This is a genomic window from Sphingomonas sp. S1-29 (assembly GCF_026167545.1).
In the GTDB taxonomy this organism is placed as follows: Bacteria; Pseudomonadota; Alphaproteobacteria; order Sphingomonadales; family Sphingomonadaceae; genus Sphingomonas.
On the sequence record NZ_CP110678.1, the window covers coordinates 407,120 to 422,323 of the forward strand.

Sequence of the window (15,204 nt, forward strand, 5' to 3'; positions counted from 1 at the left end):
GTTTGCGTTTGGCGGGTCGATTGGCTAGGGAAGCGGCAGCACCGACGGGCGACTTGCGCCTGCCGGCCTCTTTTCACGACCCGGGAGATTTTCCAGTGGCCACCGCCCCCGTTCTCGACACCAAAGATTATGTCGTCGCCGATATCAGCCTCGCCGATTTCGGCCGGATGGAAATCGACATCGCCGAAACCGAAATGCCCGGCCTGATGGCATTGCGCGAGGAATTCGGCGCGTCGCAGCCGCTGAAGGGCGCGCGCATCACCGGTTCGCTGCACATGACGATCCAGACTGCGGTGCTGATCGAAACGCTGACCGCATTGGGCGCCGACGTCCGCTGGGCAACGTGCAACATCTTCTCGACGCAGGACCATGCCGCCGCCGCGATCGCCGCGACCGGCGTGCCGGTGTTCGCGATCAAGGGCGAGAGCCTGGCCGATTATTGGAACTATGTCGGCGACATCTTCAACTGGGGTGCCGACACCGACGGTACGACCGCCAACATCATCCTCGACGATGGCGGCGACGCGACGATGTTCGCGCTGTGGGGCGCCAAGCTCGAAGCCGGCGCGACGCTGGGCGAGCCCGAGAATGACGAGGAAGTCGAGTTCCAGCGCGCGCTGAAGGCGTTCGTCGCAAAATATCCCGGCTACCTGACCGAAACGGTCAAGAACCTGAAGGGCGTCTCGGAAGAGACCACCACCGGCGTCCACCGCCTGTACGAGATCGCCAAGAAGGGCGAGCTTCCTTTCCCGGCGATCAACGTCAACGACAGCGTCACCAAGTCGAAGTTCGACAATCTGTATGGCTGCAAGGAATCGCTGGTCGACGCGATCCGTCGCGCCACCGACGTGATGCTGGCGGGCAAGGTCGCTTGCGTCGCCGGCTTCGGCGATGTCGGCAAGGGCTCGGCACAGTCGCTGCGCAACGGCGGCGCGCGCGTGATGGTGACCGAGATCGATCCGATCTGCGCATTGCAGGCGGCGATGGAGGGCTTCGAGGTCGTGACGATGGAAGAGGCGGTCAAGCGCGCCGACATCTTCTGCACCGCGACGGGCAATGCCGACGTCATCACCGCCGATCACATGAAGGCGATGAAGCCGATGTCGATCGTGTGCAACATCGGCCACTTCGACAGCGAGATCCAGATCGCCGCGATGTCGAACTACAAGTGGACCGAAGTGAAGCCCGGCACCGACCTGGTCGAGTTCCCCGACGGCAAGCAGATCATCGTGCTCGCCAAGGGCCGGCTGGTGAATCTGGGTTGCGCGACCGGCCATCCTTCGTTCGTGATGTCGGCAAGCTTCACCAACCAGGTGCTGGCGCAGATCGAATTGTGGACCAAGGGCGATGAATATCAGAACCAGGTCTATGTCCTGCCGAAGCATCTCGATGAAAAGGTCGCCGCGCTTCATCTCGAGAAGCTGGGCGTCCAGCTGTCGCAGCTGACCCCGAAGCAGGCGGGCTATATCGGCGTACCGGTCGAAGGGCCGTTCAAGCCCGATCACTACCGCTACTGATCGGTCGAACCGAGTAGAGAAGGGGCGTCGGTATCCACCGGCGCCCCTTTTTATTTGCGCGTCGCGCGATCGGCGGCGGCGCCCCCTTCCGCGCACCGCCGCTGCGTTCTAGGGCTATGCCATGATGCGAGGGCGGGGCAGGGCGTCGGTTCGGGGCGGCCGGACATGATCGAGACGGGCATCTGGCAGGTCGTGCTTGCCGGGATGGTGCTGGCTGCGCTGGTGGGGTGCGCCGGATGGGCGCTCTATACCGGGCTGGCGCTCCGCGCGCGCGCGCGTGCGGGCGAGCGCGACAATGCGCGGTTGTGGGCGCTGGTGCGCGCCGCGCCGGCGCGCGCGATGGTGGTGCGCGCCGACGGCCAGGTCGAGCTGTCGAGCCATCTTGCCGATTGGCTGGGGCTGCAGGCGCCGGCGCGCGATGTCGCGGGGCTGTCGGCGGGCGAGGAGGGGCTGGTGCGCGAAGACCGCGACGCGCTCGCGCACGCGATCGACGTCGCTGCCAAGGCGGGGCGCGGATTTCGCTTGCCGGTGCGCGCGCAAGGATCGGCGCGGCTGATGCTTGCGGTGGGCGAGCGCGCGCCCGATGCGCTGGGAGCGACCGGCGGAGTGCTCGTCTGGTTCTTCGATGCGACCGAGATGCAGGGCGAGGTCGCGCGGCTCGCCGATCGCGCGCAGCGGCTCGAGGACGCCTATACCGCGCTGACCGGGCTGATCGAGGCGGCGCCGATGCCGATGTGGTATCGCGGGCACGACCTGCGGCTGGCGATGGTGAACACCGCCTATGTCCACGCGGTCGACGCCAGCGATGGCGAGGATGTGGTCGCACGGCAGGTCGAGCTGATCGAACGATCGGCGCTCGGCGGGCCGATGGCGCAGGCGGCGATCGCCCGCGATACCGGAGCGCCGCAGATCAGCGCGATGCCGACGACGATCGCCGGCGCGCGGCGGATGCTGCGAGTCCACGACGTGCCGCTCGCCGATGGCGGCACCGCGGGCTTCGCGATCGATATCGAGGAGCTCGAACAGGCGCGCAGCGGCATCAAGCGCTTCGGCCAGGCGCAGCGCGCGATGCTCGACCGGATTTCGGCCGGCGTGGTCCAGTTCGGCCCCGATCGCGCGATGGTGTTCTGCAACCAGCCGTTCCGGCGGATGTTCGCGATGCGCAGCGAATGGCTCGCCGATCGCCCCGAATTCGATCGCGTGATCGAACGGATGCGCGAGGCCGGGCGCTTGCCCGAGGTCCGCGACTTTCCCGGCTGGAAGGCCGAGCGGCGCGAATGGTTTCGCTCGGCCGAGGCGTCGATCGAGGAGAATTGGCACCTCGCGGGGGGCACGCATTTGCGCGTGGTGGCGCAGCCACTGCCCGATCGCGGGCTGCTGATCATCTTCGAGGACCGCACCGAGCAGGTGCAATTGGCGAGCGCGCGCGACACGCTGCTGCGCGTGCGCACCGCGACGACCGAGAATCTGTTCGAGGCGGTGGGGGTGTTCGCCGCCGACGGTCGGCTGCAATTGTGGAACAACAAGTTCCGCACCGTCTGGGGTTTTTCGACGCTGCTGCTCGCCACCCATCCGCGCGTCGACGCGCTGGCGCGCGAGGCGGCGCACCGGCTCGCCAAACCCGAGCGCGCGATGCTGATCGCCGAGCTGGTACGATCGGCGACTGCCGACCGGCTCCAGCGCGGCGGGCGCGTCGCCTTTGCCGACGGACGCCATTTCGAATTCGCCGCGGTGCCCCTGCCCGACGGCAACGCGCTGCTGACGATGCTCGACATCTCGGACAGCAAGCGGATCGAACAGGCGCTGCGCGACCGCAACGAAGCGCTGGTTGCCGCCGATGAGGTCAAGACGCAGTTCGTCGCCAATATGAGCTATGAGCTTCGCACGCCGCTGACCTCGATCAAGGGGTTCGCCGAGATGCTGCATGCGGGCTATGCCGGGCCGCTGAGCGAAAGCGGCAGCGGCTACACCGCGGCGATCCTCGAATCGGTCGAGCGGCTGGGGACCCTGGTCGACGACGTGCTCGACCTGACCCAGGGCGACGCACCCCCGGTCCGCGAGCGGATCGACCTCAAGCCCGCGGCCGAGGCGGTGGCGGCGGGGCTGGCGGCGGCGGCGGCGGACAAGGCGATCGACTTTGCGGTCGAGGCGCAGGAGAGCGCGGGCGTGGTGACCGGCGATGTCCGGCGGATCGGCCAGGCGATCGAGCATGTGCTTCGCCACGCGCTGGCCGAAACCCCGCCGGGGGGCCGGATATTGCTCCACGTCGACGGCACCGACGAGGGCGCACGGATCGTCGTTTCCGACGACGGGCCGGGGATGGACGCGAAGGCCCAGGCGCGCGCGTTCGATCGGTTCGCGCGGCATGGCTTCAACGGCAGCGGCGAACGCGCGCTGGGGCTCGGGCTGCCGCTCGCCAAGCAGTTCGTCGAGGCGCATGGCGGGACGATCAGCTTGGTGTCCGAGCCGGGACAGGGGACGTTGGTGACCATCGCGTTGCCGCGCACATGATCCGGCTTGTCGGCGATAGCGAGAGCCGCGCGTTCGGCGCCAAGCTTGCGCGCGTATTGGCGCCGGGCGACGTCGTCACGTTGAGCGGGCCGCTGGGGGCGGGCAAGACCAGCATCGCGCGCGGGTTGCTCGCCGAGCTGGGGCTGGCGGGCGAAGCACCGAGCCCGAGCTATGCGATCGTCCAGCCCTATGCCCCGCCCGAGCTCGCGCTGCCGGTGCTGCACGTCGACCTGTACCGGATCGAGGACGAGGACGAGCTGCTCGAACTCGGGCTCGACGATGCGCGGCATGATTCGGCGTTGCTGGTCGAATGGCCCGAGCGCGCGGGCGCGCATTGGTGGCATGATGCACTCGCGCTGACGCTTGTGGTGGCCGAGGACGACGCGCGCGTCTTGACAGCGCAGGTGCCGGCGGCTTGGAGGGCGCGATGGCCCCTGACTTGAACCCGCCTGCCGCCGCCGTCCCGTTCCTGGCTTCGGTCGGGTGGGACGATGCCGAAATCCAGCCGCTTGCCGGCGATGCCTCGTTCCGCCGCTATTTTCGCGTCGTCGCGCCCGGGCGCAGCGCGATCCTGATGGACGCGCCGCCGCCGCACGAGGACCCGCGCCCGTTCCTGGCGGTCGCGCGCTGGCTCGGCGAACGCGGCTTCGCGGCGCCCGCGATCCTGGGCGAGGAGCTCGGCGAAGGGCTCGTGCTGATCGAGGATTTCGGCAATGCGCGGATGCGCGAGACCGCCGATGCCGCGCCCGAAAGCGAGTTGCGGCTCTATGAAGCCGCGATCGACGTGCTGGTGCGTCTGCATCGTGAGGCGCCGATGGCGCTCAAGCCCTATGACATGGCCGAATATCAGCGCGAAGCTGGGCTGCTGGTCGAATGGTATTGCCCTGCGATCGGGATGACGGTCGATCTGGAGAGCTACCGCGCCGCCTGGGCGCAGGTGCTCGAGCCGCTCGGCGATGCGCCGATCGTGACCGTGCTGCGCGACTATCATGCCGAAAATCTGATGCTGATCGAGGGCAGCGAGACGCTGGGGCTGCTCGATTTCCAGGACGCACTGGCGGGGCATCCCGCTTATGACCTCGTGTCGTTGCTGCAGGATGCGCGGCGCGACGTGCCTGCAGCATTGGAGGCGGCGATGCTCGATCGCTATCGTCGCACCACCGGTGCCGACCGCTCGTTCGAAACCGCCTATCATGTGCTCGGCGCGCAGCGGAACGCCAAGATCATCGGCATCTTCACCCGCCTGTGGAAACGCGATGGCAAGCCGCGCTATCCCACCTTGTGCCCGCGCGTGTGGGACTATCTGCACCGCGATCTGGCGCATCCGGCGCTGCGCCCGGTTGCCGACTGGTTCGACGCCAACATCCCCGCCGCCAAGCGCGGCGACCCGACCTTGCTGGAAGCCTGACACCCATGGCGCAAACGCTGGCGTTGCGGCCCAATCCTGCCGTCGCCGTTCCGCAGGTTGCGATGGTGATGGCGGCGGGCCTCGGCAAACGGATGCGGCCGCTGACCGCGACCCGTCCCAAGCCGCTGGTCGAAGTGGCGGGTAAGCCGCTGATCGACCATGTCTTCGATCGCCTCCGCGCGGCGGGTGTCGCGCGCGCGGTGGTCAACGTCCATTATCTCGCCGACGCGATGGAAGCGCATCTCCAGCACCGCGTGAAGGGCATCGAGATCGCGATTTCGGACGAGCGCGCCGAACTGCTCGAGACCGGCGGCGGGCTGGTGAAGGCGCTGCCGTTGCTCGGCGATGCACCGTTTCTGTGCGTCAACAGCGACAATCTGTGGGTGGATGGGCCGGTCGATGCGATCCGCGCGCTCGCCGCGACCTGGGATCCCGACCGGATGGACGCGCTGCTGCTGATGGTGCCACTGGCGCGCGCCAACAGCCATTTGGGGCAGGGCGATTTCCATCTCGACGCACAGGGGCGGATCGTCGGGCGGCGCAAGCCCGGTCGGCTTGCGCCCTTCGTCTATACCGGGGTGCAGATATTGAGCCCCAAGCTGATCGTCGATTATCCGCAGGGGCCGTTTTCGACCAATTTGTTCTGGCAGCGCGCGATCGATGCGGGGCGCGCTTGGGGCATGGTGCACCAGGGGCTCTGGTTCGACGTCGGCAGCCCGGGGGCGATCGGCGCGGCCGAGGCATTGCTCGCCGATGGCTGAGCGCAGGCTCGGCCTCTATACGATACCGCCGCATCGGGCGTTCGCCGATACGCTTGCGATCGGGCTGATCCGGCGCTTCGGGCGCGACCGGATGGGGCTGGCGCGCGGGGTGGTGCTCGTGCCCAACCATCGCGCGGGGCGGGCGATCACCGATGCTTTTGTGCGCGCGAGCGAGGGCGGGTTGCTGCTGCCGCGGATCGTGGCGATCGGCGACCCCGATCTCGACGAGGCGGTGGGGCCGCTGTTCGATCCCGCCGATGCCGAGCCGGTGCCGCCGGCAGTCCCGCCGCTCAAGCGCCGGATGATCCTGGCGCGACTGCTGACCGAGGCGCGCGGCGATTCGATCGAGCCTGCCGAAGCGGTGCGGCTGGCGGGCGAGCTTGGCCGCACGCTCGACCAGATGCAGGTCGAGGAAGTCGAGGCATCGGCGCTGCGCGATCTCGAACTCACGGCCGAGCTTTCGGACCATTGGCAAAGCGCGCTGTCGACTTTTGAAGTGGTGCTCGATCGCTGGCCGGGCGAGCTCGCGCGGCTGGGGATGATCGACATGGTCGTGCGGCGGAGGATGCTGCTCGATCGCACCGCCGTGTCATGGCGCGATCGACCGCCCGAGGGGTTTGTCTGCGTCGCGGGCGTCACCAATTCCTCGCCGCCGATCGCGCGGCTGTTGCGGGTGGTTGCCGGCCTCCAGCGTGGGCTGGTGGTGCTGCCGGGGCTCGCGACCGATATGGAGGAGGCGCAATGGGCGTCGCTCGGGCCGCATGCGCCCGATCCGGTGACGGGCGCGCGGATTCGGTCGATCGAGACCCACCCGCAATATCATTTGAAGCTGTTGCTCGACCGGATGGGCGTCAACCGTGCCGAAGTGGCGGCGTGGCGGGTGGCGAGCGAGCTGGATGCAACCCCGGCGCGGGGCAAGGCGATCGCCAGTGCGATGGCACCGGCAGCCTTTACCCATCTGTGGACGACGTTGCCCGGCGGCCAGCGCCGCTTCGACGGGGTGCGCGCGCTCGAGGTCGCGACGCCAGCCGAGGAAGCACAGGCGATTGCGCTGGCGCTGCGCGAAGTGCTCGAACTGCCGGGGCGGACCGCCGCACTGGTGACCCCCGATCGTAATCTTGCGCGGCGGGTGGCGGCGCATTGCGCGCGCTGGGGCGTGGCGGTCGATGATTCGGCGGGGCAGAAATTGTCGACGCTGCCACCGGGGACGCTGTTGCTGGCGATTGCCGATGCGATCGGCCAGCGCTTCGCGCCAATGGCGTTGCTGACATTGCTCAAGCACCCGCTGGTCGCGGCGGGCGAGGGGCGGCTGGCGTGGCTCGAAGGCGCGCGCGCGCTCGATCTGGCGCTGCGGGGGCCGCGGCCGGGGCCGGGGCTCGATGGAATCGACGCGCATCTGCGCGAGGGCGACAAGCGGACGGCGCGGGTGCGCGAGACGGCAACGGCGTGGTGGGGCGAGGCGCGCGCGCGGTTAGAAGGGATTGCTGCGTTGGACTCCCCTCCCTGGAAGGGAGGGGCTGGGGGTGGGTCGAGTGCTCGCGATACGGAAGCGCTTGTGCCCCCGACGTCCGCAGCTCCAGGCCTCCACCCACCCCCGACCCCTCCCTTCCAGGGAGAGGAGTTGTCGAGCCTCATCGCGATGCTCCGCGAAGCCGCCACGACGCTCTGTGGCGATGCCGTCTGGTCGCGCGCCGATGGCCGAGCCGCGGCGCAATTGCTCGCCGACCTTGAAATCGAGGGCGCCGATGGCCCGCGCCATGTCGCCCCCGGGGATCTGTTGCCGCTGCTGCGCACCTTGTTCGAGGAAATCTCGGTGCGTCCGCCGCAGGGAGGGCATCCGCGCCTGGCGATCTACGGTCTGATCGAAGCGCAGCTGCAGACTGCGGACCTGATGGTGCTCGGCGGGCTCAACGAAGGCGTCTGGCCGGCGTTGCCTGCACCCGATCCCTGGCTTGCGCCGCGCATCCGTAGCGAGTTGGGGCTGCCCTCGCTCGAACGCCGGATCGGGCTTGCCGCGCACGACTTCGCGATGGCGCTCGGCGCGCCCGAGGTGCTGCTGACGCGGGCGCGGCGCGATTCGTCTTCGCCGACGATCGCATCGCGCTTCTGGCTGCGGATGGAGGCACTGTCGGCGGGGCTCGAAGCCCCCGAGGGGCTGGCAGATTGGGCGCGCGCGCTCGACCGGCCCGATGCCTACGCGCCTGCCACCCGGCCCGCGCCCAATCCGCCGGTCGAGGCACGCCCGCGGAAAATATCGGTGACCGAGGTCGATCGGTTGAAGGCCGATCCTTACGCCTTTTACGCGCGGCGGATGCTGGGGCTGATGCCGCTCGACCCGGTCGATGCGGATCCGACCCCGGCGTGGCGCGGCACTGCGGTCCACGCGGTGTTGCAGGCCTGGTCCGAGCAGGACCAGTGCCGGCCCGACGCGCTCAAGCCGCGCGCGCTGGCGATGTTGGGCGATGCCCGCACGCATCCGGTGCTGCGGGCATTGTGGCAGCCGCGCTTGATCGAGGCGATCGACTGGATCGCGGGCGAACTCACCCGCCAGCGCGACGAAGGCCGCGCGGTGATCGATGTCGAGCAGGCAGGCAAGCTGCAGATCGCGGGCGTGACGCTAAGCGGCAAATATGACCGGATCGACCGGATGCCCGACGGGACGCTGGGGATCGTCGATTACAAGACCGGTACCCCGCCGTCGAACAAGGCGGTGAGCGCAGGGTATAGCCTCCAGCTGGGGCTGATCGGGCTGATCGCCGAGCGCGGCGGGTTCGAGCGGGTCGACGGGATTGCGCGGACCTTCGAATATTGGTCGTTGGGGCGGAATGCGGGTAAGTTCGGCTTCATCCGCTCGCCGGTCGCGCCCGAGGGCAAGGGCGGCAAGATCGACCCCGACGACTTCATCGCCACCGCGCAGGCGCATTTCGCCGATGCGGTGGGACGTTGGCTGACCGGCGATGAACCCTTTATCGCCAAGCTCGAACCCGAATTCGCCCCCTATGCCGAATATGACCAATTGATGCGCCGCGACGAATGGTACGGGCGTGAGTAGCGCGATCCATCCGCTGAAGGGTGCGCAGCGCGAAGCTTCGGATCCGACCGCGCATATCTGGCTGTCGGCGTCGGCGGGGACGGGCAAGACGCAGGTGTTGTCGGCGCGCGTCTTCCGGCTGTTGCTGCACGGCGCGCGGCCCGAGGGCATATTGTGCCTGACCTTTACCAAGGCGGGCGCGGCGGAGATGGCCGAGCGGATCAACGGCACGCTGGCGCGCTGGGTGCGAATCCCCGAGGCGCAGTTGTTCACCGAATTGCAGGCGCTGGGCGAGCGCGGCAGCATCGACCAGATTGAGCGCGCGCGCACCTTGTTCGCGCGGGTGCTCGATGCGCCGGGTGGGCTGCGTATCCAGACGATCCACGGTTTCTGCCAGAGCCTGTTGTCGGCCTTCCCGGTCGAGGCCGATCTGGTGCCGGGTTTCCGCCCGCTCGAAGGGCGAGAAGAGGCGGTGCTGGCGCGCGAGGCACTGGCGCGGATGCTGGAGGACGAAGCGGCGGTGGGGCGGGTGCGGATCGTCGAGGCGATCGGCGCGCTGTCGCTGCGGCTGGGCGAGGGCAAGGCCGAGGATTTCCTGATGGCTTGCGCGCGCAAGCCGGCGGCGATGGCGGCGCTGCCCAGCGGCATCGGCCCGTTCATCCGCCGCGCGCTCGATCTGCCGAGCGGCGATATCGGGGCCGAGATCGAGCGATGCTGCGGCGATGATGTGTTCGATATGCAATCGCTGCGCGCGATCGCCGCCGCCAACGCCGGTTGGGCGACCAAGACCGGATTGACGCGCGCCGACATCATCGCGCGCTGGATCACCGGATCGCCGCGCGCGCGGGCGGCGGGGTTGGGCGAACTGCATTCGGTTTGGGCGACGGCCAAGGGTGAGATGCGCGCCAAGCACGGCCCCAAGGACGAGGGCTATGACGGCTGGGCGGTGCGGCTGCACGAGCGCTGCGGCGCGCTGCTCGCGATGCGATCGCAGGCGGCCTATGCCGATTGCCTGGCCGAGGCGCTTGAAGCGGGGCGGGCTTATGCCATCGCTTATGGCGAGGCGAAGCGGCGCGCGGGCGCGGTCGATTTCAACGATCTGATCGAAGCGACGGTGAAGCTGCTCGCCAAGCTGGGCATGGGTGATTGGGTGCGCTACAAGCTCGACCAGGCGACCGAGCATGTGCTGATCGACGAAGCGCAGGACACCAATCCCGAGCAATGGGCGATCATCGCGTCGCTCGCCGATGAATTTTTCGCGGGCGAGGGCGCGCGGGGATCGGGGGTGCGGACGCTGTTCACCGTCGGCGATTACAAGCAGGCGATCTATGGCTTTCAGGGCACCGACCCCGTCTATTTCGGCGCGGCGCAGGCGCGGTTCGACGCGCTGGCGAGCGCCGAACCCTTCCCCAACGAGCCTGCACGCCCGCTGCAATCGCTGTCGCTGACGCAGAGCTTTCGATCGACGCGGACGGTGCTGCGCTTCGTCGATGCAGCGATCGAAGCGGTGCCCGAACCGGGGCTGGGGGCGCTGAGCGCGATCGAGCCGCATGCCTCGCAAGTCGCAGGGCCGGGGATCGTCACGCTGTTGCCGCCGGTGGTGGCGGGGGGCGATGTCGACGATGAGGAAGGCTGGGTCGACGACGCCACGCGCGAACTCGCCAAGCGGATCGCGCGGCATATCCGGCAATGGCTGAACGACGGGCATAGGCTGGGGGCCAAGGGCCGCGTGCTTCGCCCCGAGGACATCATGATCCTGGTCAAGCGACGCGGCGACCTCGCGGCGCTGATCGTCGCGCGGCTCTATGCCGAGGGAGTGCCGGTGGCGGGGGTCGATCGGTTGCGGCTCAACGCGCCTCTGGCGGTGCAGGATCTGCTGGCGGCGGTGCGCTTTGCGTTGCAGCCCGAGGATGATCTGAGCCTTGCCAGCCTGTTGGTGTCGCCGCTGATCGGCTGGACGCAGGATGAATTGATGGCGGCGGCGATGGATCGCCCGGCGACCAGCCTGTGGCGGCATCTGCGCCGCACGCAGGACGAGACACGGCTCGCGCCGCTATATCTGTTGCTGCGCCGCGCCGATGTCGCGACGCCCTATCGCTTTTTCGAGGAAATCCTGTCGGGCGAGCTCGACGGGCGGCGCAAGCTGATCGCGCGGCTGGGCGAGGAAGCGCGCGATCCGATCGAGGAGTTGCTCAACGCCGCACTCAATTTCGAGGGACTGACCGCACCGTCGATGCAGCGTTTCCTCGACTGGTTCGATCGCGGTGATGTCGAGATCGTGCGCGATTCCTCGCGCCCGCAGGCGGCGGTGCGGGTGATGACCGCGCATGGCGCCAAGGGGCTGCAAGCGCCGCTGGTGATCCTGGCCGACGCCACCGCCGATCCCAAGGCGGCGCGGCGCGACCTGCTCGACTGGCTGCCAGAGGGGCATGAGGGCGCGGCCTTTCCGATCTTCCGCCCGCGCCCCGACGAGCGCGGCGGGCCGCTGGGCGAGGTGCTCGCGGCAACTGAGCAGCGCGAGATCGAGGAGCATTGGCGGCTATTCTATGTCGCTGCCACCCGCGCCGAGGAGCAGTTGGTGATCGCCGGATCGTTGCCCGCACGCGCCAAGGGCGAGCCGCCGGCGTTGAGCTGGTATGCAGCCTGCGCGCGGGCGTTCGATTCGCTGGGCGTTGCGCCGGGAGAGGTGCGGGTGCTCGATGATGCCGAACTGCCGGTCGCCGCCAAGGCGCCCGCCGCTGTTGCTACGGTTGCGGCTCCAGCGCTTCCCGATTGGGCCCGGCGACCCGCGCCGCAGGAGGCGCGCCCGCCAAGGCCACTAGCCCCTTCGGCGATCGGCGACGATTCGGTGGCCGATCCGCCGCCGACCCCGGCGATGCGCGCCGCTGCCGAGCGCGGGCGGCTGCTGCATGGGCTGTTCGAGCGGTTGCCAGGGGTTGCTGCGGATGCCCGGCGAAGTGCTGGTGAGCGCTGGCTGGCGCGGGCGGGAGCGGATGATGCCGCGCCGCTCGTCGATGCCGCGCTGGCGGTGATCGAGCATCCCGATTTCGCCGATTTGTTCGGCGACGACGCGCTGGTCGAAGCGCCGATCGCCGCGGTGGTCGGGGGCGCGGTGGTATCGGGTACGGTCGATCGGCTGCTGGTGCGCGACGACCGGATCGTGCTGGTCGATTTCAAGACCGGCCGGAGCGCGCCGGCGACGATCGACGAAGTGCCGGTCTATCATCTGCGGCAGATGGCTGCCTATGCCGCGGCGCTGGCGGTGATCTTTCCCGGGCGGGCGGTCGAGGCGGCGCTGCTCTACACCGCCGCGCCGCGGCTGATCGCGTTTCCCGCCGAACTGCTGGCACTGCACAAGCCCGGCTTCGCGCGCGGGGAGCAAAGCTTGGCCTCGCGCGCTTGAGCCAAAGCGCGACGGTGCATAGATTGTCGTTCAAGACGTTTCAGGAGAATTTCGATGGGTACCAAGGCAATCACCGACGCAAGCTTCGACACCGACGTGCTAGGGTCGGACAAGCCGGTACTGGTGGATTTCTGGGCCGAATGGTGCGGCCCGTGCAAGATGATCGGGCCGAGCCTCGAGGAACTGTCCGAGGAACTGGGCGAGCAGGTGACGATCACCAAGCTCAACATCGACGAGAATCCCGACGCGCCGGGCAAATACGGCGTGCGCGGTATTCCGACGATGATCCTGTTCAAGAACGGCCAGCCTGCGGCAACGAAGGTTGGGGCCGAGCCCAAGGGCCGACTGAAGGCATGGCTCGAGGGCGAACTGGGCTGATCGCGACCGTCGTTCGGGCGAATACGGGGATATGTAGAGGCGGCAGTGGAGGTTTGGGCCTCAACCGCTTCGGCTCTGGATCCCCGCTTTCGCGGGGATGACGCGGCGCTTCAGCTCCGATAATCGGCGTTGATCGAGATGTAGCCGTGGGTGAGGTCGCAGGTCCACACGGTAGCGCGGCCTTCATGCAGGCCCAGGTGTACGCCGATTTCGATCTCCTGCCCCTTGAGATGCGCCGCGACGGGGGCTTCGTCATAGCCCTCGACCACCAGCCCTTCGCGGGCGACTTCGATCCCGCCGAAGCGGATCGATAGCAGGTCGCGCTCGGCGGGTTCGCCGGCCTTGCCGACCGCCATCACGATCCGACCCCAATTGGCGTCCTCGCCCGCGATTGCGGTCTTCACCAGCGGTGAATTGGCGATGCTCATCGCGATCTCGCGGGCGCTGCGGTCGCTGTCGGCCCCTTCGACATCGACGCGGATGAACTTCGTCGCGCCTTCGCCGTCGCGCACCACCAGATGCGCCAATTGGCGGCAGACATCGGCGAGCGCGGCCCGGAAGGCGTCGGCACCCGGATCGGTGGCATCGCTCAGGACGCGGTTCCCCGCCTGGCCGGTCGCGAACACCAGCACGGTGTCGCTGGTCGAGGTATCGCTGTCGACGGTGATGCACGAAAACGTATCGCGATTGGCGTCGGCCAGCGCGTCTTGCAGGAAGCCGGGTTCGACTGCGGCATCGGTGAAGACGAAGCCGAGCATCGTCGCCATGTCGGGGGCGATCATCCCCGAACCCTTGACGATGCCGCCGATCGTGACCGTTCGGCCATCGACGATCGCGGTCGCGGTCGCGCCCTTGGCGAAGGTGTCGGTGGTGCCGATCGTGTCGGCGGCCTCTTGCCACGAGGCGGTTGACGCGACGAAGGCGGCGTCGAGCCCGGCTTCGGCCTTGTCGATCGGCAGCGGCACGCCGATCACCCCGGTCGAGGCGATGAAGATGTCCGAAGGCTGGCAGCCCAGATACCCGGCGGTGCGCGCGGCGATCGCCTCGACCGCCGCGCGGCCGCGCGCGCCGGTAAAGGCGTTGGCGTTGCCCGCATTCACCACCAGCGCGCGGGCGCGGCCCAGCACCAGCGCTCGGCGGCACCATTCGACTTCGGGCGACGGGCATTTGCTCTGCGTCGTGACGCCCGCGACGACGGTGCCCTCATCCAAGGTCACAAAGGTGAGGTCGGCGCGGTCCCACGGCTTGTAGCCGGCACGCGCGACATGCGGGGTCACGCCGGCGATGGCGGGGATGGCGGGGAAGGGCAAAGCGAGCGGCGAACGGGTCATGCGCGCGGGGTTAGCGCGGTTGGGGGCGGTTTACCACTAGCGCTACCCCTCGATTGCTGCATCATACCGACAACCGAAAAGGTGCAACGACACTTTTTCGGACAACGGTAGAGGCAGGCAGGGGTGGCGAACGAGATGCGTTTGAGACTGACTCTATTCTTTCTTGCTTTGCTGTGGTCCACGCCAACGCTGACGCGGCAGCATCAGACGGCGCAACTGCGCGATGTACAACCGATCTTACCCGCTGATTATCCGCTCCAGGCTGCCGAGGCCCGAGTAGAGGGCGTGATCGAGATGCTGTTGCTGACTGGTTTGGACGGGTCAGTCGATCATTGTGTCGTAAGTGACCCGATGGCGGCTACGGCGCTGGCCGAGGCAACCTGCGCGCTTCTGTCGGCGCGAGCCCAGTTCGAGCCGGCCAGCAACGATGGAAGGCCCATGCGCAGCACCGTGCGAGCGCGCGTCGCTTGGACCTTGCCGAAAACTCCGGACTCGTCTCCCAGCGTAACTACGGAGATAGCGCCTCCTCGTATCGGCAAAGAGGCAGGCGCCTCACCCAAGGCTCCGCCAGCGACCTGGTTCCCCCTGAAAGCCTATCCGCGAGCGGCTAAACGGCGAGGTGAGGGCGGCTCGGTTACCATGTTGTTGCTGATCGATCGTGCCGGCAGGGTGCGCGAGTGCAATGTTATTGAAGGAAGCGGATCGACCAATCTTGACGAGGGCTCGTGTATGCTCGCGCGGCAGAACGGCCGCTTCACACCCGCGCTCGACGTCGACGGCAAGGCGCGCGAGGCACAATATCTGCTGCCGGGGGTGAATTGGGTACCTTGATGGGGCTGCATTCGGTGGACGTTCATCGTTCGA

General features: G+C 68.3%; 10 protein-coding genes. 9 read left to right on the top strand and 1 reads right to left on the bottom strand.

Annotation, left to right across the window (positions count from 1 at the left end; genetic code table 11):
* Positions 1-95: 95 nt before the first annotated feature.
* From ahcY to trxA, 8 genes are all read left to right on the top strand, one after another.
* Entirely contained in the window at positions 96-1,517 is a 1,422-nt protein-coding gene (ahcY, locus tag OKW76_RS01940) for an adenosylhomocysteinase (protein WP_265550641.1), read from the top strand.
* Positions 1,518-1,682: 165 nt separating this feature from the next.
* Complete coding sequence (locus tag OKW76_RS01945; protein WP_265550643.1) at positions 1,683-4,028, top strand: sensor histidine kinase; 2,346 nt, start codon at positions 1,683-1,685, stop codon at positions 4,026-4,028.
* Positions 4,025-4,471 carry a tRNA (adenosine(37)-N6)-threonylcarbamoyltransferase complex ATPase subunit type 1 TsaE gene (tsaE, locus tag OKW76_RS01950; RefSeq protein WP_265550645.1) on the top strand — a complete coding sequence of 149 codons (447 nt, stop codon included), beginning with the start codon at positions 4,025-4,027 and terminating at the stop codon, positions 4,469-4,471. Before OKW76_RS01945 ends, tsaE begins: the two co-directional genes overlap by 4 nt.
* Positions 4,456-5,436 (top strand): aminoglycoside phosphotransferase family protein, encoded by a 981-nt coding sequence (locus tag OKW76_RS01955; RefSeq protein ID WP_265550647.1) that lies wholly within the window; start codon positions 4,456-4,458, stop codon positions 5,434-5,436. Before tsaE ends, OKW76_RS01955 begins: the two co-directional genes overlap by 16 nt.
* A 5-nt stretch (positions 5,437-5,441) precedes the next feature.
* Positions 5,442-6,197 carry a nucleotidyltransferase family protein gene (locus OKW76_RS01960; protein ID WP_265550648.1) on the top strand — a complete coding sequence of 252 codons (756 nt, stop codon included), beginning with the start codon at positions 5,442-5,444 and terminating at the stop codon, positions 6,195-6,197.
* Entirely contained in the window at positions 6,190-9,249 is a 3,060-nt protein-coding gene (gene addB, locus OKW76_RS01965) for a double-strand break repair protein AddB (protein WP_265550650.1), read from the top strand. Before OKW76_RS01960 ends, addB begins: the two co-directional genes overlap by 8 nt.
* Positions 9,242-12,631: a double-strand break repair helicase AddA gene (gene addA / locus OKW76_RS01970; protein ID WP_265550652.1), complete on the top strand. Its 3,390-nt coding sequence runs from the start codon at positions 9,242-9,244 to the stop codon at positions 12,629-12,631. The genes addB and addA overlap by 8 nt, the downstream gene beginning before the upstream one ends.
* A gap of 54 nt (positions 12,632-12,685) precedes the next feature.
* Entirely contained in the window at positions 12,686-13,009 is a 324-nt protein-coding gene (trxA, locus tag OKW76_RS01975; protein ID WP_256507448.1) for a thioredoxin TrxA, read from the top strand.
* 110 nt (positions 13,010-13,119) lie between these two features.
* Here trxA and argJ read toward each other — a convergent pair whose 3' ends face one another.
* A complete protein-coding gene (gene argJ / locus OKW76_RS01980) occupies positions 13,120-14,340 on the bottom strand; it encodes a bifunctional glutamate N-acetyltransferase/amino-acid acetyltransferase ArgJ (RefSeq protein ID WP_265550654.1) in 1,221 nt (406 codons plus the stop codon).
* 123 nt (positions 14,341-14,463) lie between these two features.
* Between argJ and OKW76_RS01985 the strand changes: the two genes are divergently transcribed.
* Entirely contained in the window at positions 14,464-15,171 is a 708-nt protein-coding gene (locus tag OKW76_RS01985; protein ID WP_265550656.1) for an energy transducer TonB, read from the top strand.
* Positions 15,172-15,204: the final 33 nt, after the last annotated feature.